Origin of the sequence: Colwellia sp. 12G3 (assembly GCF_002836775.1) — a bacterium.
Taxonomy (GTDB): domain Bacteria; phylum Pseudomonadota; class Gammaproteobacteria; order Enterobacterales; family Alteromonadaceae; genus Colwellia.
Window position 1 is genome coordinate 129806 of the sequence record NZ_PJAQ01000065.1, and the last position, 23845, is coordinate 153650.

Genomic DNA, 23845 nt, shown 5'->3' on the forward strand with positions numbered 1-23845 from the left:
GGGCTTATTTATGAGTGTATATCAAATGTTATCTCTATAAAGCTTAAATAACCTGATCAGTGCAAGAAAATTAGATATAGTTCTTGGTACCCCCTCGAAAATCAAACTATGATAGTAAAATCACCATTATTGTAGGAATAATAGTGGCTAAGCAGACTATTTTTTCTGATAAATCAACACCTAACGTAGGTCTTCTTTGTGCTAAAACCCCTTACTTTGCTAACCTATTAGCCCCGCAGTAACTAACCTAAAAACAAATAACCAACAAAACCAAGCCAACTCAAACCTAATAAAAACCAAGGTAGTTTATTGCTACCTTTAACGTCTTCTGACTCATCCAAACCAGCCAGAGCTTCAGCGGTTCTCTGCTTTTGTTTTACTTGTTGCTTACGGTCCTTATCTCGTTCACGCGATTTTTTACTTTGCTGTTTTTTATACTCAGCGATGCCTTTTTCAATGCCTTGGGCAATTAATTTGGTTTGATCTTTAGTTTGCCCTTTCTTTTGAATACCTTTGGCAACTTTTGTCGCTTGCTCTTGCGTTTCTAATGATACTTTATTATTCATAGATAGGATCTCTTTGTTACTTTGTTTGGCCAGTTAAAAAGTGCCGCTAAAACTAACACCATAATGACCACTATTAGCCGTTGGTGAAATGGTAATGCCTGAGTAAGGCTCCGTGAAATATAAGCCTGAAATAATACCTATGGCTGCCCCCGCTAAAACATCTTCTACATAATGCTTATCACTTTGAACTCGACTATAGCCAACAAAAGTGGCTCCAATATAGGCAGGAATGCCCCACTGCCAGCCGTAACGTTGCTGAATAAATGTTGCTGAGGCAAAACTATCGGCGGTATGACCTGAAGGAAATGAGTCATCACCTGAGCCGTCTGGTCTGTCTTTATCTACGGAAAATTTTAAACCTTCAACCGCGACACGAGAGACTACTCCTGACTTAATTAACTGCCAGCTACCTTGATAGTTATCTTCTATTATTATACTTGCACCTAATGCCGCTGCAGGTAACAGCAAGTGCATAATATCACCTGACTTTTCTAGGTTAGATTTTGCTGATACCGAGCCAACTGCCAGCATTAAAAATACCCATAAAAATGTCTTCACCTAACTTACTCATAAAATAACAAATATTGACCGTCTTTATACCTAGCAAAATCAATAATTGCAAAGTTGATTTTCTTACACTCCGCTTCACTAACTAATGACTGATGAACGACAACGCACTGTTTTAGTTGCAGCACCAGATGACATTGTAAAGTTGTACTGACAATAACTTCATCGAGTAAAGTCTACCGTTAAACGTATCCTAGTTGACAATTTTTTAACATGAGAGAGAATGACTGAGTCCAAAGTGGTTCTGTTAGCCATATATATTGGCTAACATGAATAAAAACAAGTGATAAAGCGAGCTGAATCTAAGTTGATAAAACAACAATAAAACCACTTGGTTTAATGCCGCTACGCACCTGTATTATTAATTAATTTAAACCGCTAGTTATATCTAATTCAATTAAAAAGAGATCTCTTTCATGAAAAAATCGTTGATAGCCATTGCCTTAGCAGCCACATTCATTGGTGGTTGTGGCATGTTTACTGCCAGTAATGACAGTAATAATAAAAATATTGTCGCCAGTAAAGCCGAGCTAGGCAGCTTTGGTGTTGATTTAAGTGCCCGCAATGAAGTTGTAAAACCTGGTGATGACTTCTTTATGTATGCCAGTGGGACTTGGTATGATCATTATGTAATGCCTGCAGATAAAACCCGTTATGGTGCTTTTACTGGTTTAGCTGAGCGTAGTGAAACACAAGTAAAAGAAATTATTGATGATATTACTAGTCGCACTAACCTTAACGCCGACGAGCAGTTAGTTGCTAATTTTTATCAAGCATATATGGATACTGAAACCGTTAATAAATTGGGCATCAGCCCAATTCAGTCAACGTTAGATCAAATTAGCGCGGTAAAAAATACACAAGACTTAACCAAAATATTTGGTGAAGCATGGTTAACAGGCACAGAGTCTCCTCTTGGTGGTTATATGTGGTTTAACCGTTTAGACCCGAATCAATATGAAATGTCTGTGGGTGCTGGTGGTTTAGGACTGCCTGATCGTTCTTATTACTTAGAAGAAAGTGAGCGTTTTGAGAAAACCCGTAATGCTTATGTAGCACACATCGCTACTATGCTAGCTTTTGCTGGTATTGAAAATAGCCAAAAACGTGCTGAACAAATTTTAGCGCTAGAAACAAAAATAGCTCAAGGTCATTGGCCGCGTGAGAAAAAACGTAACCGTGACTTAACCTTAAACCAAGTAAAACGAGCTGATTTAGCCAAGCAATATCCTGACTTTGATTGGGATACGTATTTTGCTCAATCCGGTTATAAAGTACCACAGCTTAATATTTCTCAGCCAGAGCCCGTCAAGGCAATGATCGCTTTAGTTAACGCTGAGCCTTTATCTGTTTGGCAAGATTACCTAACCTTCCATACGATTAGTGGCAATGCCGGTTTATTATCTGAAGATATTTATGCCGCTAACTTTGCTTTTTATGGTAAAGAACTAAACGGTCAACAAGAGCCTCGTCCACGTTGGAAGCGCGCTATTGGTGAAATGTCTGATACTGAATCTTTAGGTTTTGCTATTGGCAAAGTGTATGTAGCGCGTTTCTTCCCTGAAAGCTCTAAATTACAGATGGCGCAATTAGTTGAAAATTTACGTACCGCACTGGGTCAGCGTATCGACGGTCTTGATTGGATGGGTGAAGAAACTAAAGTAAATGCTCATGCTAAGCTTGCTGCTTTTAACCCGAAAATTGGTTACCCTGATATATGGCAAGAGTTTGACGGCGTAACTATTTCTAAAACTGACCTCGTCGGTAACATTAAAAACCTACGTCAATTTTTCCAAGCTGATAGTGTTGCCAAAGAGTTGAAGAAAACCGATCGTAATCGTTGGGGCATGACGCCACAACGCGTTAATGCTTACTACAATAGTTCATTTAACGAAATTGTCTTTCCTGCAGCAATTTTACAACCACCATTTTTCGATCCAAATGCAGACGCAGCAGTTAACTACGGTGCTATTGGTGCGGTAATTGGTCATGAAATGGGTCATGGTTTTGATGATCAAGGTTCAAAGTCAGATGCTAATGGTATTCAACGTAACTGGTGGACTGATGAAGATCGCGATGCCTTTGATGCTAAAGCAGACCAATTAGTCGAACAATACAATAAGTATGAGCCTATTGCTGATAACTTTGTTAACGGTCGTAACAGCCTAGGCGAAAACATTGGTGATGTTGGCGGTTTATCAATGGCCTACCATGCCTATAGATTAAGCTTAAATGGTAAAGAAGCACCGGTTATTAATGGCATTTCTGGTGACCAACGTTTCTTCTTAGCTTGGGCACAAGTCTGGAAAGAGAAACGCACAGAAAAGAGTATGTTAAATCAGTTACGTGGCGGCACACATGCACCGGGCCGTTTTCGTGCTCAAGCACCGCGTAACCACGATGCATGGTACAAAGCGTTTGACGTGAAACCAGGCGATGCCTTGTACTTACCAGAAGATGAACGCGTACGTATCTGGTAGTAAGGGTAATACGAAGAGTACCGTTTAACGGATAAATCACTCTAATCAAAAATGCCAGTCAGATAATCTGACTGGCATTTTTATTGGGCAACTATTTTCTAATTTATTATGTCTATGTATTATTTACTCATTAGACAACCAATTATAAGAATTAGTTAAATTTAAAGCGGGATACTAAGTCATTTAGGTGAGCAGCCTTATCTCTTAATTCACTACAAGCAATGGAGGTTTGCTGAACGATTTCACTATTAGCACGTGAAATATCAGCAACGGCAGTAACGTGTGGATTAATTTCACCAACAACATTAGATTGCTCCCCTGTCGCCGTCGCAATTTGTAAGTTCATATCATTCATAATACTGATACTCTCCGAGATACTTTCTAAATGCTTACCCGAGTGCCCAGCCTCTGTTTGACTGGTGTTACTTAAGATTGTGCTTTGAGAAATAGCAGCAACCACCTCTTCTGTTTTAGCTTGCAGCTTTTCAATAATATTTTTAATTTCTTCGGTAGAATCATGACTGCGTGATGCTAAAGTTCTGACTTCATCAGCAACCACGGCAAAGCCTCTACCTTGCTCTCCTGCACGAGCAGCTTCGATAGCGGCATTAAGCGCTAATAAGTTAGTTTGCTCTGACACACTTCGGATTACTTCAACAACCGTATCAATAGAACGGGCATCATCGGCTAATTGGGCGATCATGGCGCTAGTAGAAACAAGTTGCTCACTCATATCTGACACACTGGCAATGGTCTGTACCACAGAATCATTACCTTGCTGCACTGTTGCATCAGCAGCCTGAGCAGTTTCTGCTGCATTATTAGCGCTACCGGCAATTTCTTCTGCAGTCATGCCCATTTCATGCATTGCTGTCGCAATTTGCTCAACTCTACTAACTTGTTCATTAATCTCTGATTCCATTAACTTGGCTTGGGAATCTATTTGCTCAATAGCACTAGAGAGTTCATTGCCGGTATTAGAAACTTGTTGCAATAATTCGCTTAAATGGCTAACAAATTGGTTATAACCTCTTGCCATAGTACCCGCCTCGTCTTGACGTGAATCATCTAAACGACGCGTTAAATCTCCGCCACCTTTGCCAATCTCAGCCAACATATCAGCAAGCTGACCAAAAGGTTCAATTAAACGAGAAATAAGCCAAGTACTAACAAACGCAAAAATTACCGCGATAATAAGTCCCATCATGACTAATGCCCATGTCGCTTGCGTTAGTCCACCAAGCACTTCTTCCTTAGGTACCTCTGCAACCACATACCAACCAATACTGTCTAAATAGCGACTAGCAATAAGGGTTTGAGTGCCGTTTAGGGTGAATTCAGTTGAGCTAAATTGTGCTTTCGCTAAAAGATTTTGGCTATTGCTAACGCCGAGATCAGCTAAGCTTTTACCGATTTGTTGAGTATCAGGATGAAGTTTTATTTTGCCCTGCTGATCAACTAAAAACACTTTCCCTGTTTGGGCAATACGATACTGACTTATCGTTTTAGCCATGTTCTGCAGTGATAAGCCAACGCCTACCACCGCGCTAGGCTTACCAGAGACTCTCATTAAATAGTTAATAAATAAAGTGGGGATATTGGTTTCTTCATCAACATCTAAACTCAACTCATATTTTTTACCACTACCGATAAAATCATAGAACCACTGATCTTTATTGTCTTGTGGTGACAACGTTTTAAAAAGCCCGCTAGGTGTAAAATAATTTCCTGTTTTGGCTGAGACTAAAAAAGCGCTAATGGTGTTGAACTCACCTTGGATACTTTTCAAATTTGCGATTACTTGTTGACGATCTTCATCTTGTTCGCCATTAGTAATAAACTGCTGCGAATAAAGGCTACTCGACATAGTTTGCGATACGGTAATAGGTAACAGTAAATGTGCATCTAAGTTATTGGCTACCTCGCCAAGCGCTGCCGGTAATTCCCTTTCAATGGCAGCTTCTAAAATAATGGACCTACTGGAGTTAAGAGCAAAAGCACTCACTATCAATATAGATAACACCACGGCGGTCAAGGTAGTAAGGACAACTTTACGGCGAATAGTTAAATTCAACATAGATAAATATCTTCCTTTGAAGTAAAAGTAGAACAGGATCAGGGGTTAAAACAAGGTCTTAAAACTTACAATAACTTATAAGCTTCTGACTACATATATAATTTATAGATCTTTTAAGTCAGTTAATCAAAGATCTAGACCAATTTGAGTATAGTTCAGATAACATCATAATTTTTAACATAGCCGTTATCACCACTTGTTGACTCCACATAGTGAAAAGCCAGTATTCATTAAATAAAGTATTCGTAATAATTTCCTTCCGTTGCTACAAAACATCTATAAAACATCTATAAAAAAAGACCAAGCTAATTAAAACTTGATCTTTTTATTTATCTTCCATGCCTTATTAAGTCATTATCAGCCAATTTTATAATGACTCAACATGCAAATTTTCTTATTTCGCTTATTTTATTCAGCCGTCTTTGTTTTATATTTTTCAAACCAGGCAAGACTGTGTTCAACTTTAGTGATCATTCTTGATGGTTTACCGGCAATACCATGTGGCGATCCCGGTACTTTCACTAGCACTGTATCTACTCTTCTTAGTTTAAGCGCTTGATAAAACTGCTCTGTTTGCGCCATTGGTGTACGTAAATCTTCTTCTCCTGTTATTAACATAGTCGGGGTTGTGACATTACCCACCAGTGACATAGGCGAACGTTTCCAATAATGTTCTACATGTTCCCACGGCATGCCAGGAAATTGCGTCGGTATTTGCCCTAAACCACTATCTGCTGTTAGCACCTTACTTAACCAGTTAATAACCGGTTTAACCACAACGGCAGCAGAGAAGCGATCAGTTAAACCAATAGCGTAGGCAGTCGCAATGCCTCCGGCAGAGCCGCCAGCAATGAATAAGTTATTCTCATCAATAAATCCTAACGCCAACATGGCATCAACACCTGAGTTATGATCAGCAAAATCTTCTTTAGAGCTGTATTTATATTTTAATAACATGGCAAAACGCTCACCATAAGAGCTACTACCACGGTGGTTATCATAAAAAATAACATAGCCTTGTGCAGCATAGCGTTGTAATTCTGCAGAAAAGTGTGGCCCATAGGCTAAATGAGGACCACCATGGATCTCTAAAATAAGTGGATACTTTTTCTTAGAGTCAAAGTTTGGCGGAGTAATATACCAACCTTGAATTGGCTCACCATCAAATGAAGACTTATAATTGACCTCATGTACTTTACCTAACGTTTTATGATCCAATAAATCTTCATTTAACTGCGTTAACTGAGCCACTTTTTTGTGCGTATTAATGACGGCTACATTTGCGGGGCGTGAAGCACTGCCTTGAGTAAAGGCCATGTAACCTTGGTTTGAAGCCGTGAAACTACCACTAATATAAGGACGACCAAGACTCGTACCAGCAAGCGTATCAGTTAAGTCTTTCACTTTACCTTTAGTGCTTAAAGTGGCAAGTTTACGTTTGCCAAAATCATCGTAGCTTATTGCTAATAATGAACTTGATAACCACTGTGGGTCTCTTATTGAACGGTCAAAATCACTGGCAATAGCGGTTACTTTTTTAGTATTCCAATCCATAATGTTTAATTTTGCATTACGGTAAGGATTCAGTGCATTAGAGGTCGATAAAAAAGCAAGTTTCTTACCGTTCTCTGAAAATACAGGATTATATTCTTTACCCGGTGTTGAAGTGAGTTGCTTAAGTTCACCACCTTTTAGCATGACTTTGAATAAATCGCCTTCCAGTGATTTATATTCCCAATCTTTTATCCTATTTGCTGAAAAAACGATCGCATCACTTTTTTTATTCCAAGTAAGCTGTCCGCTATGATGAAAATCCCCTTGCGTTATTTGGCGAGGTGTACCGCCCTCACTAGGTAAAACAAAAATATGTTTATAACCTGGTTTAAGTAAACCTCGACCATCCGCTTGATAGTATGCTTGATCAATAACTACAACAGGTTTTGACCAGTTAGCCCCTTTTGGTTTTGCTGGCATTTTGGCAATAACCGTTCTCTTCTGGGCAACAAGTTGAGTAAACGCTAGCCACTTACCATCGGGTGACCAGGTTAAACTTCCGACACTACCTTGCACCTGACTGATTAATGCGGTGCGGTTTTGTTCAAGATAATGTACGTGAATTTGATAACTACCTGTTAGGTTACTTACAAACGCTATTTTTTCGCCATCAGCAGACCAACGTGGTTGGGAGTATTGTTTGTCATCTGAAAAAAGTGGCAACTGCTTTTTAGATTTAACATCAATCAACCAGAGGTTTTTATTTTTTCCATCGGTCATGATGTCGTTAGAATTTCTGATATAAACTATTTTATCGCCATCAGGGGAAATTTGTGGATCACTGGCATATTCCAGTGAGAAAATATCTTTAGCTTCAAAAAGACTATTAGTCGCTGCATTAGTAGATATAGCACTGTTAGCCACAGTGATGAACGGTGTACTTAGCACACTAACAGCCAAAAATAATCGACTAGAAAAGCGGGATAAAAAGCGCATTGGTTTACTCCAAATGAAAATGAGTTTGAGTGTCACTCATTATGTGATCAATAACTGTTGTTTATTGTATACAAAACAGCAGAAGTTCACAGGAGTTATCACCGAGTTCTACCTTGTATCTTGGTACATTAGTCGCAAGAATCGACTTAACTGCACTTAGTACTTATATAAAGACGTTCTAAAGAGACTTAATTATATATTTTGGAAGGTAACGAATAAGATAATACCAAGCCGTTACAAAATGTATTTATTGACTATTTTTTATTTTAAATATGATCAATGCCAGTTAATATCTAGCCGGCATTTGATGTTTAAAAAATAATAGATTCAGTTTAAGCATCAGTGATGATGATAAAATAACAATCTAAATGGAAATTAACATGTTAAAAAAGATAAAAATTTACGGCTCAATCTTCATCTTATTAGTGATCGCTTTATTCATATTTAAGAGTTTATCAAAGAATGAAGTTGGTGATATATCGTTAGGGTTTTTCACCTTAAAGGACATAAAAGTGTCGTCTTTAGATGACGATAAAATTTCAGGTGTCACTTGTCACATAGCATCAATTGAAGCCAACTTAAGTTTAGCTGACCCGAGTGATAGTTCTATATCTTGCCGTCAAACAGGTGATATAACTCCTGAAATGATCGCTACGATTGATAAAAGTAAATCTGGTGAAGTAGTGTTCAAGCAATCAAAAAGTATCTTCTTCAAGACCATGAAAGTTAGACGCATATACGATGCTGAAAATCAAACCCTGCTCTACCTTTCTTATACGACAAAAGAAACAGAGGGTAGTTACAAGCACAGCCTTTCTACAGTGCCTTTATGGGGAACTAAAGCTTATACTTCGCCAAAGATTATGTTAAATAATTAGCGGGTTATTTTTAAGTCACGTAGTAACGTGGCTTTTATTTTTTTGTTATTGATCATTGTAAAATATTGATAATTAAAGAGACAATCTCGCTTTAGGTAAAGTAACACTAAATTGCGCGCCACCTAACTCCGACGAGTTTTCAATAATTAGTTCACCATGATGCCACTCAACAATACGCTTGACGATGGCAAGACCCATGCCGTAGCCTTTGACTTTATTATCGGCTCCTTCTCCACGTATAAAAGGTTTGATGATTTTTTCTCTTTGCTCAGTCGGGATCCCCAGTCCATCATCGCTAACCGTAACAATAATATCATTTCTTTTTTCTGCGATTTTCACGTGAATATTTCCGCGACAGTACTGGTGGGCATTTTGTAATAAGTTGCTCATCAAAATCATCAAATATGACAGATCGCCATCAACGAATACGGACTGTTTCGGTGAATCCAATGTCACTTGCACAGTGTCCTGACTTTTATTATTAATACAGGTGGTGGTGAGTGCTAAAAAATCAACGGGCGCTTTGTTTAAGGTAATTAAGGTTTGGTCTAAGCGAGCATAACTAAGCAAGCTTTCCACTAAATCTACCATTTCATCAACGTTATCACTAATGCGTTGCTCAAACCGCTTTCTCAACACCGGATCATCTTCTTCTTGAATGGTATCAATACCAAAACGAATTCTTGCCAGTGGCGTGCGTAGGTCGTGAGAAACCGCACTACTTAACAATTTTATATCGGTCACTAAATCATCAATACGCTGAGCCATGCGATTAAACTCCAGTTCTAAATCACGGATATACGAAATAGAACCGACATTAATACGCTGACTCAAATTACCTTCACCAAATGATTTAGCCGTTTGACGTAAAGTCATTAGCCTCCTCATTAACGGGTAAAGCCAAAGTAGCATGAGTAGCAATACCGCTAAATAAAAGAGGCTGGTCAGTAAAATAGGTAAAAATGAATTACGTTGATTAACTGCTACCGGTAAAGTTGTTAACACCAATACTTCATCTGTACGAGCAAGGTAGAAATGCATTGCGATACTGTTATCGGTTTCAAGTAATAACGGCTGTCCTGCAATTAAATCGGTCAATAGAGCTTGTGGTAGAGGAAAGTTAGTTATCGGTTTTAAACGTAACGACAACAGGCCTTCATTTGGCCATTTTTCAATAAATTCTTGGCGGTTTTCTATACCTGAAAGTGCTATTGATAAGTGAGCACCTACTTGCTCTAATGTATCTACTACACTTTGTTGTCCATTAGTTTCTTGACTAGATTGTTCTGATTTTTGGTTAAGAAATTGATTATAAATACCATCAAACATCCAGCCTAAACCAATCGTAGCGATAAGTACGACCGCAACTAATGAAAGTGTTAAGTTACGCATTGAGTTAGCCTATTATCTTTGAAGGAAGGTTTAAACGAGCTAGCAAGATTTCACTTGCAAGCTCGTCAGGTGTTCAAGGGACGAGTAAAAATTGAGCTAGGTGCTTACCAAACATCATTGGCAAATAAGTAACCTTTGCCCCAAATAGTTTTGATACGAAAAGGCTCTGACGAATCATCTTTTAATTTTTTACGTAATCTTGAAATGCGTAAATCAATTGAGCGGTCAAAACCATCATAATCAAAACCACGAAAATGACTAACAAGCTCTTTTCGTGAAACCACCTGCCCTGCTTTTGTGGCAAGAAACCATAAAACATCAAATTCATTAGAAGAGACTTTTATCAACTCGCCATCAAGGCTAACGCTGCGGGCTTGTTCGCTAATCACTAAACCGCTAAATTTTAGTACGCCTTTAGACTCAAGTTCTTCAGCGGTTAATTGATGAGTATTGTTATTATCTACTGGTCGAGCTTTATCTTCTCGACGCAGTAATCCTCGAATACGGGCTAGTAAGACTCTTGCTCTAACGGGTTTGGTAATATAATCATCTGCGCCCATCTCTAGTCCAAGTACTTCGTCAATTTCTTCATCACGCGCTGTGATCATAATGATTGGGTTAGTAAAGCTGGCCCGAACTGTTTTACAGACATCGAGCCCATCCATGCCAGGTAGCATGCCATCAAGTAAGACAATATCGGGGTTGAGTGATTGAATAAGTTCAACCGCTTCATCACCACGATGGCATGTAGTTACCTTAAAGTCGCGTCCTGTTAAATAATCCGCAATCCACTCAGCAAGATCAATATCATCTTCAACCAACAAAATATGCGCGCCTGCATGTGCTGCCATTAACTACAATCCCTACTCAGTGTCTTATCATGTATTGCTATTATTAGAAGGTATTCTTAAAAGGTATCATTAAAAGTACGGTTACAAGGTATGAGTAAAGGTGCCTCTAATAAATATCATTAGAATATACGCCAAGACTTTCTTGGTTGTCCTTTTTTCTTATGTACCCAAGCCATTTTTACCACAGCTGTTGCTACCGATAAACTTTCATTTTGACGCCTTAATGAAAATTCTACATTTACCTTACTATCAAATGATTTTTTCAATTCACCCGTATTTTTATTTATCCAACAATTAAGCGCCTTAGCATCGCCTGTCGTATACAAACAATAATTACCCGGCGTATCAACTTGCCAACTTAATTCGACTGAAACATAACAAGCTTGACCTTGTCGCATAGCCACACACTGCTCAGGGCTTACGTTCATACTTGCTTGAATTTCTGTCGCATTAGCCACTGAGCTTATGGCGAGTAATAACATCAATAAACAGGACGTTTTTATTTGTAAAAATAGCCTTTGTAACTGTTTTTTAGCGTGCATAATCATGCTCCTCTAAAAAACAAACGTTAATAGAAGACCGCCTCTAACACCGTCTTCAACGGTATCTTGACGTGCAGCAACACTTCGGTCAGAAAGTGCATTATAGCCAACATAGCTACCGATAACCCAGTCTGTCGTTAAAGGATATTCAACACCAACTTCGGCGGAATAACTAATACCTGCTGATGTTGATAAATCATCTTCCACCCAGGTTTGCATGCCATAAGGGGTGACTTCTTTAGAGCGATACTGCGCCCCTACGTTAGTATAGAAATTGATATTTCTATACTGCAAGTTATAGCTGTATGAAATAGACGCTTCGATACCATCGCTACCTTCGCCATTACGACTAACTGGCGAATAAATCATTTGCACCTGACTGTTTTCATAAAAACCGGTCATTCTAAGACCTGCACGTTCATCTTCATTACGCGTTTGAATGCCTTCTAAGCCTTCAATGCCTCGGGTGCTGTATTGGTAAAACAAATCAAATGAGTAATCTTCACTATTGTAGAAGTTTACACCCCAAGCAGGCATAGAATACATACCTTGAATTCGTCTGGTACTAATACCTGGCGATTCCATAAACAGTCCAAGAAGCTGTACGCGATAACTAATCACCACATCAAATTCTGACTCTGTATCTACATTCGCAGCAAAAGAATAATCATCTCCAACGCTGCTTACAGCGCTGACATCTACATAAAATCCATCACGGCGATTTTTAAAAAAGCGATGTAACTTCTCAATTTTTTCACATTTTTCATCATCATCTTCACAACTGTGTGATTGATGAGCTTCATCTTCACAGTCACCGATACAAAAAGAATAATCGTCATCATCTTTTGACTCTGCTTCTTTTTTACTGTCTACCGTAATCTCTTTTTCAACGGAGTCATCTTTTGTTATTTTTTCATCCGCATTATGTTTAGCTATTTCAGTATTTTTACTAGGGTCTTGCTGTGTAGGTGATGCCGATATTGTTGACTCAGTAGTTTTACTTTCAAGTTCGGCATCTGCATTAGCAGTAAAAGAAGTCAAAATGACACTGGTGGCAACTAAGCTAACTACGGCTGTTTTTGTTAAATGTTTCATATATTCCCTGTGAACGTCTGTGTTTGATAACCGTAATATTAACGAAGGTTTACCAAAAAAGACGTAACACAAATTAAGCTGATGTATCAATTTGTATCATATCTTAACGCAATAATAACATCGCTTTACACATGCAGGAATGGGGAGAATGTAACTAAAAGCATATCGCTTTAAATTAAGCCGATTAATATGAATTTTGTCATGCGATTATCACAAATGTGTGGTTTTAAATGATAGATGTAATAGATAACAGATGTTTGATTAACAACCTGGCATCTTATTAAATAGCATGCGCCTTAAAAGTGGGCTATACCTTTGTTTAGGTAAAGTGAGTGTTATTTATACTATCAAGTAATTACTTATAAATTAGATAGTTACTCTGTAATAAAACCGTAACAAAACTGTCGTAATATAAAAATATAACTGTAACACGACTGCAATAAATACAGGTAATTAAAGGGATTTACAATGGATAGTTTAAGCATAAAATGGAAGTTGAGTTTATTAGCAATATTGGCAGGAATAGGTTTCGCAATATTGATGTTTTATAATTATTCAGCTACTTCAACACTAATGGAGTTCAATAATATTTCTCGAAAAACAGTTCAGCTTGAAGCTGAAATGTTAATGCTCAGACGCCATGAAAAGGATTTTATCGCTAGAAAAGATCTTAAATATCTAGAAAAATTTAAGCAAACATTCACTGAAGTCAAGGTAACTCTAGAGCAGATAGAGCGTCAGCTATTGTCTGTCGATATCACTAATCAACAAACAATTGAGCTTAGAGAGCTATTAACAACCTACCAGAACACCTTTTTTCTACTCGTTAAGCAACAGCAAATAGTAGGACTTAATGCTAAAGATGGCTTGTACGGCTCATTAAGAAATGAAGTACACCAAATAGAAAATTTACTAACCGAACATGAAAAATTGTCAGGCTCAAGTTATGAATTACATAGCTTAATGCGAACTATGCTAATGCTACGCAGACATGAAAAAGACTTCATGCTAAGACGCGATGTCAAATATGTTGATAAATTTAATAAACGTTTAGAGGTTATGCGTAATAAATTAATTAACAGTGAGATAAGTGGTGATTTTAAGCAAAAAACTGAACAGGCCTTAGATAACTATCAACAACAATTTTTACAACTTGTGCAAGGTGAGCAAAAGTTTGGGCTAAACAGTTCTCAAGGGCTGCTTGGCGAAATGAGAAATAATATTCATCAAAGTGAATCGCTATTAAAATTATTTAATCAATTCGCGCAAGAAAATATCGAGCAGCATATATCACACAAGGAATTGATTGATATCATTGTAGGCTTCAGCCTATTAATATCAATTATGCTAGCATTGATTACCATCGCCAATGGTATTTCCAGACGTATAACTAACTTATCAAAACTGATGATTTTAGTCGCAACGTCAAAAGATTTAAGTTTGCGAGCTAATGCTCATGGTCATGATGAAATCTGCGAAATGGCTAATATTTATAATGAAATGATGTCAGAATTTGAAACATTGATGTCTGAAGTAAAAGCTTCATCACTAGAACTAGAGCTGGCCTCTAAAAACTTGAAAGCATCAAGCTTACAAACGAGTACAGGTGTCAACCGACAGTTAAGCGATAGCGCACAAGTTGTCTCAGCCCTGACACAAGTGAGTGACTCAGTTGCAGAAGTTGCTTTTAATGCATCTGAAGCAGCTAAAGCTTCTCTTTCTGCCGAGCAAGCATCAAAAAGTGGTCATTTACTGATTAAAGAAAATCGAAAAAGTTTTGAAAAGCTTGTGATTGATATTGAAGCATCGGGTGCAATAATTCAGAATTTAAACAAAGAGAGTAATAATATCGAGGGCATGCTCAACGATATTAGAAGCATTGCTGACCAGACAAACTTGCTCGCCCTTAATGCTGCGATAGAAGCAGCTCGAGCCGGTGAACAAGGCAGAGGTTTTGCTGTTGTAGCGGATGAAGTTAGAACGCTTGCTCAGCGTTCAGCTGCATCGACACAAGAAATAGAACATGTCATTACCCGCCTACAGTCACTAGCGGCAGACGCAGTATTGGCCATGAGTTTAGGGAAATCTCAAGCAGAAAGTAGTGTGGTAGATACGCAAAATGTAGAGTTAGCCTTGATTGACATAAAAAACTACAGCGAAGCGGTAAGTGATATGAATCGACAAATAGCGACTGCAGCAGAACAGCAAGCCACTGTTGTGCAAGAGATTAACCGTAATTTAATGTCTATTACTGAAGTAGTAGAAGATACATCTAGCCTTACAGATACAATATCAGTCTCTAGTGAGCAACTACATCACTTATCTGAACAGCTTGGACTGCGTGTCATTAAATTTACGACTCATTAATGTAGAGTAAGCTAAATTTAATGCATAGATTAGCTAGCGATGATAAATGGCGTAATCTAGAAGTTTATTGAACTAACCTTTTATATTTATTTGGTTAGATCAATAAACATCTCTAACTATCACTGTAGTTATTAGCTAATAAGAATACTGCTCAAAGTTTGCAATATCTTTTCGTAAACGGCGCTGTTCTTTTATCGCTTCAATCTCTCGCCATTTACGTTTTCGCTGTTTTGTTTGACCTTTTTTATCCGGTCTTGTTAGCTCGTCGTCTTCATCGTCTAACACATGCGCTTCCTGCCAATACTCGTTTTCCATATTACTCTCCTATCATCCTCTTACCACTAATGTTAAATAGCAATTTAAGGGAGTTAGGTGAAAGTAATATGAAACAAAGATGACAATTTTATGAAAGTACTCGTTAGACCTTATACAACGATTAACGGTGTTACTGGGCTTTAATTTTCAAACCTTTTAAAAATGCAGATAAAACTTCATCAGAACAATTTTTATAATGCTTATTGCTTACATTTCTAAAGAGTGCGCTTAACTCATGCTTATCTAAGCTAAGTTCAGCTAATTCAAGAATAGAAATCACTTCTTCTGCTTTTAAAGACAAAGCAATTTTTACTTTATTAAAGATCATATTATTCGTTAACTCTTGCTCATTTTCACGTTCGGGTCCTTCACTTGGTCCACGTTGAGCAGTGATCAAACCATTTAAAAAGCTAGAAAATTGCACGTCTTCTATGGCTTGATATTCACTATCATCTTTCTCTTTAAAGAAGTTAGCTAACTGGTCTGCACTAATTTCACATTGGCTTAAAGCAAAAGTAGTTATAATTTTTTCATCAGTTAAGTCAAAGATAGTGCGGATGCGGCGAAGTATGTCGTTATTAATCATGTAATAGCCTAAAAGTTGTTTTGCTTAAGCAGTAATATATATAGCTGCTTGAAAAGTGTTTCAAAAGTATGCAGCCATTATAACTGACTCAGCCGCCCTTGGCGTGTTTTGATTTAATAAATGGCTATCTATCACGTTAAACACCAATTTTTCTAACATATAGTTAAGTAACTTCATAATAATTAGCTACATAAATTGTAATTTTTGCTAGTCAGTATAAAATATTAGTGATTTTAATCATTGTTAATAAAGGAAATTCAATGAGCACAATAGATACCTCTATCACACAACTCGAAACGCTTACTATGAAGGCATATGAACTTGGGCTTGCTTATGCTCCTAAGTTGGTTTTATCGATTCTTACTTTACTGATTGGTTTATGGATCATAAGTGGCATTAGTAAGTTAGTACAAGCATCAATGGTACGTTCAAAGGTTGATCCAACCTTAATCCCTTTTATGGGTAGCTTAGTCTCTTGGTTACTTAAAGTACTTTTATTTATCTCTGTTGCTTCAATGGTAGGCGTTGCGACTACGTCATTTATTGCCGTACTTGGTGCCGCTGGTTTAGCTATCGGTTTAGCATTACAAGGCAGTTTAGCCAACTTTGCCGGTGGTGTGTTAATTATGATATTCAAACCCTATAAAGTAGGTGATTTAATTGAATCTCAAGGCCATCTAGGAGTCGTTAAAGAAGTACAAATATTTAATACTATTTTGCTTTCACCACAATCAAAACGCATTATTATCCCTAATGGTTCAACGTCTAATGGCTCTGTTGTTAACTATAGCGTTGAAGGTAAAATACGTGTTGATCTCACTGTTGGTGTTTCTTATGATGCTGACATTGATCAAACCAAAGCCGTATTAATGGATGTACTTGTTAACAATGACAAAGTAATGCAAGAGCCCGCTCCGTTTGTGGGTCTATCAGAAATGGCTGATAGTTCGGTGAACTTTGCTGTTCGCCCACATTGTTTACCTGAGCACTACTGGGATGTTTACTTTAGTGTCAATGAAGCAATGAAGAAAGCATTGGATAAAAACGCGATTACTATTCCATTCCCACAGCGCGACGTACATTTGATTCAGTCATAGCTAACTCAATGGCTTTATTCTTCGGCCATAAATAGCTAATTTAACCTGAGGTTTAGATAAGAGTTTTGTAACTTATTGAAGTTAGGTGAACAAATTAACTTAAAGTTCCAGTGACGAAATTTAAGTGTCTATTAAGATATTTTTACAAACCAATAACTGGTTATTGGGAGTAAAAATAACGCTGATAGACGCTTAAATAGCGTTATTGGGCAAATTCGCTTATCCGAAGTTCAGGTTAATTTAATGTAATAAAAAACCGCATCAATGAGAGTTATTGACGCGGTTTTATTTTACGATTTTTTATTAACAGTAATTAGCTTAACCGTCTTTTTCACCTTAAAAGTGACTATTTAGTCGGCCATGGGCTTCTCGGTAAGTTACTGCTAGATTCGTTACTTCTAGCAGGGGTTCGTTTCCCTTGATTACTATTGGGCTGATTACGACTCGAAGAACTGTTGCTAGAACGACTGCTGTTAGATTGACTACTTTTAGGTTTAGCATTTTTAGGCTGAAAGTTTAATACCGATACCGGAACTGTCTTTTTCACCGGAAACGCTTCAAACTCTTTTCGCTCAATAATATGACCTAAACGGCTTTCAATGGCACAAAGCTCTCTAAAATTATCTTTAGAAACAAAAGAAACCGCTTCACCTTCGGCGCCCGCACGTCCTGTACGACCAATACGGTGAATATAATCATCAACTTGCCCTGGCAAGTCATAATTTATAACACGCGTAAGTTCACCAATATCAAGACCTCGAGCAGCGATACCCGTAGCAACTAAATATTTTATTTTTCCTGATTTGAAATCACCTAGAATTTTTTCACGAATATCTTGTGTTCTACCACTGTGAATACTCTCCGCTTCAATTCCACGCTTTTCTAACTGACTAACCAATTTGGCTGCGCCATGTTTAGTTTCGATAAAGATAAGGGCTTGCTGCCAATCGAGGTTTTGAATTAAATGACTCAATAATGCTGACTTATTGGTTTTATCGACAGTAACCAACCACTGTTCAATTTTAGGTTTATTGGCACTGTCTTCACGAATAAAAATTTCAACCGGCTTATGAATAGCTCTTTTGGCTAAACCGCGCACATCCTCGGAGATGGTTGCAGAAAAGAGTAAGTTTTGACGGTGCTCGGGTAAACGCTCAATGATCTTATTAATGTCATCAATAAAGCCCATATCAAGCATTCGGTCAGCTTCATCAAGCACTAACATATCGAGTTCATCAAAATGCAATGCTCTTTGATGCGCCATGTCGAGCAATCGACCCGGCGTGGCTACGACGATATCGACGCCCCCAATTAAACGTTGTATTTGTGGTTGTGCATCAATGCCCCCGTACATAGCCATTGAACTTATATCTAAATATTTCGCATATTGACTAATACTTTCTTCAACTTGTACTGCCAACTCACGAGTAGGTACAAGGATTAAAGCACGAATACGCTTACCACGTAGTTTTTTATCAGTGTCTTTATATCGGCTGTTCAGTTGCTCTAATAGAGGTAAAACAAAACTAGCGGTTTTACCTGTACCCGTTTGCGCAGCAGCAATAATATCTTTGCCCGATAACACCACTGGAATAGCTTTTTGTTGAATCGGGGTCGCTTGGCTATAGCCAAGCTCAGCAAGGGCTTTTAATAAAGGTTCAGATAATTTAAGTGTTGAGAAGGACATAGTGTGTCTCAGCCATATTGATAATCAAACTGCTATTCATTGGCCAAATATTACAAAGTGACTAAGGTGCAGATAGATAGGAATAATTATGCAGAGCAGTATAACAGCTATCTAGATCGCGTAGAAGTAAGAAGCGTCTGCCCATGGAAATGTGCTTAGATTCAAATAGGAAGTGTATATAAGTTGATGATACTTTTTGGTTAATTTAACAAAATAACGTCCCCTAGTTGGCAGGACAAGAGAACTCTAACCAAACTTTACTCTGCTCGCCATATTTAGCGATCCAAATAGCGATGGCTTGCTGCTCAGTCTTTTGTTCAATACCATATAAAGAGGACGCATAGGAGATCATCTCAGTGGTAAAGTTCACTTTTTTCATTAACTGATAAACACAAGGCCACTTATTTTTTACGCCTGGCCAAGCCGCTTTTTTAATCAAGGTGACCTTAGGGTTACCACAGTCGTAGAGCATTTCTTTATTTACTCCCCATGCAGGATCTTGTTCACACGCTTTGTCATAATCAGGGAATTCTACAAAATGCCCTTTTATACGCACATCAACCCAGTTAGGACTCCAATGTAATAACACTATCGGCTGCTTAGTCTTCTCAGCTTGATAAAGCTTCTGCCAAAGTTGCTCAGCATCGGCTAAACGTTCTATGGTAAAGTTAATGTCTAATGACCTAATCATTGCGGCATCACGATAATTCCATGGTCCGGTATAATAAACCCCCTTAGTACCATGATTATCATCACTAAAAATAGCAGTGCAATTTTTCAGTGCTTGCCAGCTAGGTAGTTCTGGACATAGTTCTTCAACATATTCTGGATACCACCAATCTTCTCTGCCAAAAGCACTATGTAATCCTAGATCTTCTATATAGCCCTTATTAACAGCTTTAATAAACTCACCATCATCATAAGTTTGCCAAACCTCAACCTGAATATGAACAAAGCCTTTTCTCAATGCCCCTATCTGATTGATAGAACTGATAGGTAAATACTCAACCGGATAACCAAGCTGCTCTATTTTAGCACCAACAATTTTTGATAATAATCGTTGGCTAGGCCAATCATTTAATGGCATCACAATAGCGTCCTCTTTAAAAGCGATAGCCTTTAATGAGAAAATAATAAGTAAGAAAATTGGTAATACAGGCACTGCAGTCTACCCTAAAATATTGATAACTTTTTAAGTATAGCGTTATGAGTGAGGAAGAGCGTATAAACATTTTATAGCAGATTCAAATACAAGCTGTTAGATAGTAACGCTAAGGTATTACAGATAGGATATAATACTGGTAGTAAACTGTTAGCAATGCTCAAGTTAATTGGATCTATCTAAACGATGAAAAATAAGAAAAAAAAAGCCGAAACGGCAATCATAAAAGACATTTCTCTAGGTTATGTTTATGTGATGACACATTCATTTTTTTCAGATGTAGTTAAAATAGGTTGTACTACTGAAGAGCCACAAGAGCATGCAAAATCACTCTCTGCAAAAACTATTGGCGAGTATCACATAGCTTTCTCACTACGATGTAGTAAACCATGTAAAGTAATAAAACAAATAAAAGAATACTTACACGCACAAGAATACGTTAATGAATTTTACCAAGTTTCTCCAGAAGTTGCTGGAAAACTACTCAGAAGAGAAACCTTAAAAATCCCAATTGTACTTACCGTTTAACAGCCTAAAATATTCCCAATTTCCCGACTATATTTTAACTACGCTCAACACCCCATTAAAACAGCTGAATATAACAGGGGATTTAGTAAATAAAAAAGCATAGACCCAAAGGGCTATGCTTTTTATGAGTTAACTAAATAGCTCATATGCTAGTCAACGGTCAGTAAACCTGACAATTAAGCAGCGTATAACTAGATAATATTATAGAAGTGCTATTATTTTAGTGACTCTATTTCAGCAAGTGCTTGAGTAAATTCACTCAATTCCATTTCGACATGCGCATCATCACCTTGCCAGTTAATACCAACAATAACACCGTCATCATTAAGATCTTCAACCCAAAATTCAAACCAATCAGCTAACGAAATTTCACAAGGAATGTAATCACTCCACTCATCAATACAATGTTGCTGAGCTAATTGTGAACTTGACCACAAAGGCATTACATCAGTGTTTTCAAAGCTAGGAGAGTCAAGCACAACCCAATCTTCACTTGCTGTATCTTGTAGTGCCCAAATCACTTGCGTCGGTTTGGTTTCTACTAAAAAATTTTTTAGGGTATTGTTATCACTCATAAGATCATTTCTTCTATTAAAATATATCAGCGGATTATAGCGAAGTTAACGTCATAGGTCATGTTATACCCAATACCATTCAAAATGTTTCTTACTGAGTGCTTAGTCATCTGAACAAAGGGCTGCAGTGTAGTAATAGTTCTTCAGGAAAATAGTACTGGAGAATAACTATTGAATTATCTAATAAGCTGTATATATGTAACGTCATTACAAATAGGTGCAACAGAGATTTACAGAGCAAACAGCACATAACCAATTAAACGCTTTTTATTTTCCTACTTAGTCGATAGACTTGTCGGCTTTTTCAACTGAGATCAATTTATGCTTTTTAGAATGTTCTGTTATTTATTGGTGCTATTTTTAACGCCCTTTTCCTCAGCCAATAATGTTACTCAGTTTAAGAAAGCTTTTTCCGCTCAAGTAAAAAAACAACTCAAGCAATATAGTATTCCCGGCGGTGCTTATGTCATTGTGCAGAACAAAAATATTATAGCGATGGAAAATTTTGGTCATACAGATAAAGCTAAATCTCATCATATTGATAACAACACTGTCTTCCGCTTAGCCTCCGTTTCTAAAACATTTGCTGCCACAATAACCACCATGTTAGCGCAAGATCAGCAATTAAATTTATCAGACCCTATCACCAAATATGTACCACATTTTTCATTAGCTACAGATGGCGCAGCACAAAAAATTCAACTGAAACATTTGTTAAGTCATTCAAGTGGTTTGATGCCAAACGCTTATGATAATCTGCTTCATGAAAATTGGGCGATGGAAAAAATTATTGGCCGATTTGATCGCATCACTCCTATTTGCCAACCAGCAATGTGTTATGGCTACCAAAATATAGCCTATGGGCTGTTACAGCCTGCTATTGAAGCTAGTCAGGGCAAAAGTTATGCGGCGTTATTACAAGACCGTGTATTTACCCCGCTCAATATGACAGATGCTTCCGTAGGCATTGATGTTTATAAAGAACAAGAAAATACAGCAAAACCCCATATCCTTAGAAAGCGAATCAAAACAGGGAAAATAGACTCCGAAGGTAGAGATATTAAAAAGTACATATGGCGCACGGTAAAAGTAGAGTCTGACTTTTACAAAGTCCCTACGGCTGCAGGAGTTAATGCCAGCATCACTGATTTGGCAAAATGGTTGATTGCGAATTTAGGATATAAACCTGAAGTACTATCGCCCTCATTATTAACGGAATTAACAATACCTAGAATCAGAACAAAAAAAGACTTACGTCGACGTTTTTGGCGAGATCACTTAACCGATGCCCATTACGGTTATGGCTGGCGAATATACCAATTTAATGGCCACCCCATCATTTACCATTCAGGCTGGGTTGCCGGATTTCGTGCTGATATAGGTTACTCACCTGAATTAGATATTGGCTTCGCTATTGTTATTAACGCCGAGTCGAATGCCATCAGTAAAATATCAAGCCAGTTTTGGTTACAAGCCAGCAACTTATTTGACAAACAACTTGATGCAAAAGTTAAAAGCTAAATTAAAACAGAAAACGACAAGAGGACCGTTGAGTCCCCGCCAAGTTTAATTATGCTTGGTAAACGTAGCCCTAGGATTATGTATTATGTATTATAACAAACGTGGCCTTGCATCGTTTTTATTGAAAATCATGCCACTTTAACCTTGTAATACTAAGTCGTCTGCTGGTTTATATAATCTAACGTTAACTTATAGTCACTATAATCAAGAGGAACTTGTTGGCATACGCCATCAATCTCAAGCACCAAAGATGGGAAGCCCTGCTGGCTTAATTTTCTTGCTAAACCCACTTGTCTTACTAGCTCTTTATCTGTGTTAGTGGCGTTAATATCAGTAATGAAGTGCTCTAAATCCAAGCCAAGTGACTTTTGTTGGCTAAGTTCTTCTGCCAAGCCAATTAACACACTAAGGTTTGATGGATTTAATGCACGTAAATAATATGCACGCTGAATGGCATCAATCATAGGCAATTGACAACCTTGTTTGTGTGCTGCAATGGCTGCTCTACAAGCATTATATGTTGAACGCCTTGGCGTATTATCACACCAAAAATCATGATTAAATCGTGTCCCTAATTTCTGCTCAATAGTACGCCAATGATTTTGAATCAAATGCTGTTGGGCAATTGGCATTGAGCAATCTGAATCGGGTGCCAAGCCTCCAGCGACATATTCAACAAAAATAGCAGGTGGTAAATTTTGTTGCAATAAATCCCATACAGGACGGTAGCCCCAGCACCAGCTACACATAGGGTCATAAAGATAATATAACGTTGTGCCCATACAACCTCATTTTTTGAATGTTGTTTATACATTACTTATTTAAAGATACAAACTAAGCCAATCTGACTCAATATGCAAAGAGTTAACGGTGAAAAGGATGAAATCTTAACCTTAATCGGGGGATTTTAGGCCTACCGATTAAACAAGCAAAAAGAGGCTTATGACTGGATATTATTTTATATAATATACCAAGAGAAATGTTTGTTCATAACAGCATATATTTGAGATTATACTGAGGTAAGTCATTTATTTTTAATAATAATAAATAGTTTGTTTTGTAATAAATA

At 37.7% G+C, this 23845-nt stretch carries 20 protein-coding genes; 6 read left to right on the plus strand and 14 right to left on the minus strand.

Annotated elements, in window-relative coordinates:
• Positions 1–242: 242 nt before the first annotated feature.
• The gene (locus tag CXF71_RS13690; protein ID WP_101233516.1) at positions 243–566 is read right to left on the minus strand and encodes a DUF2956 domain-containing protein; all 324 of its coding nucleotides are present in this window, start codon (positions 564–566) and stop codon (positions 243–245) included.
• Positions 567–599: 33 nt separating this feature from the next.
• On the minus strand, positions 600–1097 hold the full coding sequence (locus tag CXF71_RS13695) for a phosphatase PAP2 family protein (RefSeq protein WP_101233517.1): 498 nt from the start codon (positions 1095–1097) through the stop codon (positions 600–602).
• A gap of 452 nt (positions 1098–1549) precedes the next feature.
• On the opposite strand from CXF71_RS13695, the gene CXF71_RS13700 reads away from it, so the two are divergent.
• On the plus strand, positions 1550–3613 hold the full coding sequence (locus CXF71_RS13700; RefSeq protein ID WP_101233518.1) for a M13 family metallopeptidase: 2064 nt from the start codon (positions 1550–1552) through the stop codon (positions 3611–3613).
• Between the two features lie 151 nt (positions 3614–3764).
• On the opposite strand, the gene CXF71_RS13705 is transcribed toward CXF71_RS13700, so the two are convergent.
• Both CXF71_RS13705 and CXF71_RS13710 read right to left on the minus strand, forming a co-directional pair.
• Positions 3765–5690 (minus strand): methyl-accepting chemotaxis protein, encoded by a 1926-nt coding sequence (locus CXF71_RS13705; RefSeq protein WP_101233519.1) that lies wholly within the window; start codon positions 5688–5690, stop codon positions 3765–3767.
• Between the two features lie 408 nt (positions 5691–6098).
• Positions 6099–8180 carry a S9 family peptidase gene (locus CXF71_RS13710; protein ID WP_101233520.1) on the minus strand — a complete coding sequence of 694 codons (2082 nt, stop codon included), beginning with the start codon at positions 8178–8180 and terminating at the stop codon, positions 6099–6101.
• A gap of 380 nt (positions 8181–8560) precedes the next feature.
• Between CXF71_RS13710 and CXF71_RS13715 the strand changes: the two genes are divergently transcribed.
• Entirely contained in the window at positions 8561–9058 is a 498-nt protein-coding gene (locus tag CXF71_RS13715) for a CreA family protein (RefSeq protein ID WP_101233521.1), read from the plus strand.
• A 72-nt stretch (positions 9059–9130) separates the two neighbouring features.
• On the opposite strand, the gene CXF71_RS13720 is transcribed toward CXF71_RS13715, so the two are convergent.
• The 4 genes from CXF71_RS13720 to CXF71_RS13735 form a co-directional block, all read right to left on the minus strand.
• Entirely contained in the window at positions 9131–10450 is a 1320-nt protein-coding gene (locus CXF71_RS13720; RefSeq protein ID WP_101233522.1) for a sensor histidine kinase, read from the minus strand.
• 104 nt (positions 10451–10554) lie between these two features.
• On the minus strand, positions 10555–11301 hold the full coding sequence (locus CXF71_RS13725; protein ID WP_101233523.1) for a response regulator: 747 nt from the start codon (positions 11299–11301) through the stop codon (positions 10555–10557).
• A gap of 119 nt (positions 11302–11420) precedes the next feature.
• The gene (locus CXF71_RS13730) at positions 11421–11843 is read right to left on the minus strand and encodes a DUF3019 domain-containing protein (protein ID WP_232771478.1); all 423 of its coding nucleotides are present in this window, start codon (positions 11841–11843) and stop codon (positions 11421–11423) included.
• A 12-nt stretch (positions 11844–11855) separates the two neighbouring features.
• The gene (locus CXF71_RS13735; RefSeq protein ID WP_101233525.1) at positions 11856–12938 is read right to left on the minus strand and encodes a MipA/OmpV family protein; all 1083 of its coding nucleotides are present in this window, start codon (positions 12936–12938) and stop codon (positions 11856–11858) included.
• 468 nt (positions 12939–13406) lie between these two features.
• On the opposite strand from CXF71_RS13735, the gene CXF71_RS13740 reads away from it, so the two are divergent.
• Positions 13407–15305, plus strand: a complete 1899-nt coding sequence (locus CXF71_RS13740; protein ID WP_101233526.1) for a methyl-accepting chemotaxis protein — start codon at positions 13407–13409, stop codon at positions 15303–15305.
• A 135-nt stretch (positions 15306–15440) separates the two neighbouring features.
• Here the strand turns inward: CXF71_RS13740 and CXF71_RS13745 are convergent, their stop codons facing one another.
• A complete protein-coding gene (locus CXF71_RS13745; RefSeq protein WP_101233527.1) occupies positions 15441–15620 on the minus strand; it encodes a DUF3545 family protein in 180 nt (59 codons plus the stop codon).
• Positions 15621–15750: 130 nt separating this feature from the next.
• Complete coding sequence (locus tag CXF71_RS13750) at positions 15751–16206, minus strand: DUF1456 family protein (RefSeq protein WP_101233528.1); 456 nt, start codon at positions 16204–16206, stop codon at positions 15751–15753.
• Positions 16207–16466: 260 nt separating this feature from the next.
• Here CXF71_RS13750 and CXF71_RS13755 point away from each other — a divergent pair, with 260 nt between their 5' ends.
• On the plus strand, positions 16467–17303 hold the full coding sequence (locus CXF71_RS13755) for a mechanosensitive ion channel family protein (protein WP_101233529.1): 837 nt from the start codon (positions 16467–16469) through the stop codon (positions 17301–17303).
• A 346-nt stretch (positions 17304–17649) separates the two neighbouring features.
• Here CXF71_RS13755 and CXF71_RS13760 read toward each other — a convergent pair whose 3' ends face one another.
• Positions 17650–18990, minus strand: coding sequence for a DEAD/DEAH box helicase (locus CXF71_RS13760; protein ID WP_101233530.1), 1341 nt, complete (start codon positions 18988–18990; stop codon positions 17650–17652).
• Positions 18991–19213: 223 nt separating this feature from the next.
• Entirely contained in the window at positions 19214–20152 is a 939-nt protein-coding gene (locus CXF71_RS13765) for an ABC transporter substrate-binding protein (RefSeq protein ID WP_232771479.1), read from the minus strand.
• 186 nt (positions 20153–20338) lie between these two features.
• On the opposite strand from CXF71_RS13765, the gene CXF71_RS13770 reads away from it, so the two are divergent.
• The gene (locus tag CXF71_RS13770; protein WP_101233531.1) at positions 20339–20680 is read left to right on the plus strand and encodes a GIY-YIG nuclease family protein; all 342 of its coding nucleotides are present in this window, start codon (positions 20339–20341) and stop codon (positions 20678–20680) included.
• Between the two features lie 215 nt (positions 20681–20895).
• Here the strand turns inward: CXF71_RS13770 and CXF71_RS13775 are convergent, their stop codons facing one another.
• On the minus strand, positions 20896–21255 hold the full coding sequence (locus CXF71_RS13775) for a DUF2750 domain-containing protein (RefSeq protein WP_101233532.1): 360 nt from the start codon (positions 21253–21255) through the stop codon (positions 20896–20898).
• Between the two features lie 321 nt (positions 21256–21576).
• On the opposite strand from CXF71_RS13775, the gene CXF71_RS13780 reads away from it, so the two are divergent.
• A complete protein-coding gene (locus CXF71_RS13780; RefSeq protein ID WP_101233533.1) occupies positions 21577–22776 on the plus strand; it encodes a serine hydrolase domain-containing protein in 1200 nt (399 codons plus the stop codon).
• 152 nt (positions 22777–22928) lie between these two features.
• Here CXF71_RS13780 and CXF71_RS13785 read toward each other — a convergent pair whose 3' ends face one another.
• Positions 22929–23558 carry a DsbA family protein gene (locus CXF71_RS13785; RefSeq protein ID WP_101233534.1) on the minus strand — a complete coding sequence of 210 codons (630 nt, stop codon included), beginning with the start codon at positions 23556–23558 and terminating at the stop codon, positions 22929–22931.
• Positions 23559–23845 lie beyond the last annotated feature (287 nt).

What these genes read in the sequence shown, in the direction of transcription:
- CXF71_RS13735 (WP_101233525.1), bottom strand. Translation starts at nt 12,938, where the DNA reads ATGAAACATTTAACAAAAACAGCCGTAGTTAGCTTAGTTGCCACCAGT.
- CXF71_RS13725 (WP_101233523.1), bottom strand. Translation starts at nt 11,301, where the DNA reads ATGGCAGCACATGCAGGCGCGCATATTTTGTTGGTTGAAGATGATATT.
- CXF71_RS13705 (WP_101233519.1), bottom strand. Translation starts at nt 5,690, where the DNA reads ATGTTGAATTTAACTATTCGCCGTAAAGTTGTCCTTACTACCTTGACC.
- CXF71_RS13780 (WP_101233533.1), top strand. Translation starts at nt 21,577, where the DNA reads ATGCTTTTTAGAATGTTCTGTTATTTATTGGTGCTATTTTTAACGCCC.
- CXF71_RS13740 (WP_101233526.1), top strand. Translation starts at nt 13,407, where the DNA reads ATGGATAGTTTAAGCATAAAATGGAAGTTGAGTTTATTAGCAATATTG.
- CXF71_RS13755 (WP_101233529.1), top strand. Translation starts at nt 16,467, where the DNA reads ATGAGCACAATAGATACCTCTATCACACAACTCGAAACGCTTACTATG.
- CXF71_RS13710 (WP_101233520.1), bottom strand. Translation starts at nt 8,180, where the DNA reads ATGCGCTTTTTATCCCGCTTTTCTAGTCGATTATTTTTGGCTGTTAGT.
- CXF71_RS13730 (WP_232771478.1), bottom strand. Translation starts at nt 11,843, where the DNA reads ATGCACGCTAAAAAACAGTTACAAAGGCTATTTTTACAAATAAAAACG.
- CXF71_RS13715 (WP_101233521.1), top strand. Translation starts at nt 8,561, where the DNA reads ATGTTAAAAAAGATAAAAATTTACGGCTCAATCTTCATCTTATTAGTG.
- CXF71_RS13770 (WP_101233531.1), top strand. Translation starts at nt 20,339, where the DNA reads ATGAAAAATAAGAAAAAAAAAGCCGAAACGGCAATCATAAAAGACATT.
- CXF71_RS13695 (WP_101233517.1), bottom strand. Translation starts at nt 1,097, where the DNA reads ATGCTGGCAGTTGGCTCGGTATCAGCAAAATCTAACCTAGAAAAGTCA.
- CXF71_RS13785 (WP_101233534.1), bottom strand. Translation starts at nt 23,558, where the DNA reads ATGGGCACAACGTTATATTATCTTTATGACCCTATGTGTAGCTGGTGC.
- CXF71_RS13700 (WP_101233518.1), top strand. Translation starts at nt 1,550, where the DNA reads ATGAAAAAATCGTTGATAGCCATTGCCTTAGCAGCCACATTCATTGGT.
- CXF71_RS13745 (WP_101233527.1), bottom strand. Translation starts at nt 15,620, where the DNA reads ATGGAAAACGAGTATTGGCAGGAAGCGCATGTGTTAGACGATGAAGAC.
- CXF71_RS13760 (WP_101233530.1), bottom strand. Translation starts at nt 18,990, where the DNA reads ATGTCCTTCTCAACACTTAAATTATCTGAACCTTTATTAAAAGCCCTT.
- CXF71_RS13720 (WP_101233522.1), bottom strand. Translation starts at nt 10,450, where the DNA reads ATGCGTAACTTAACACTTTCATTAGTTGCGGTCGTACTTATCGCTACG.
- CXF71_RS13775 (WP_101233532.1), bottom strand. Translation starts at nt 21,255, where the DNA reads ATGAGTGATAACAATACCCTAAAAAATTTTTTAGTAGAAACCAAACCG.
- CXF71_RS13690 (WP_101233516.1), bottom strand. Translation starts at nt 566, where the DNA reads ATGAATAATAAAGTATCATTAGAAACGCAAGAGCAAGCGACAAAAGTT.
- CXF71_RS13750 (WP_101233528.1), bottom strand. Translation starts at nt 16,206, where the DNA reads ATGATTAATAACGACATACTTCGCCGCATCCGCACTATCTTTGACTTA.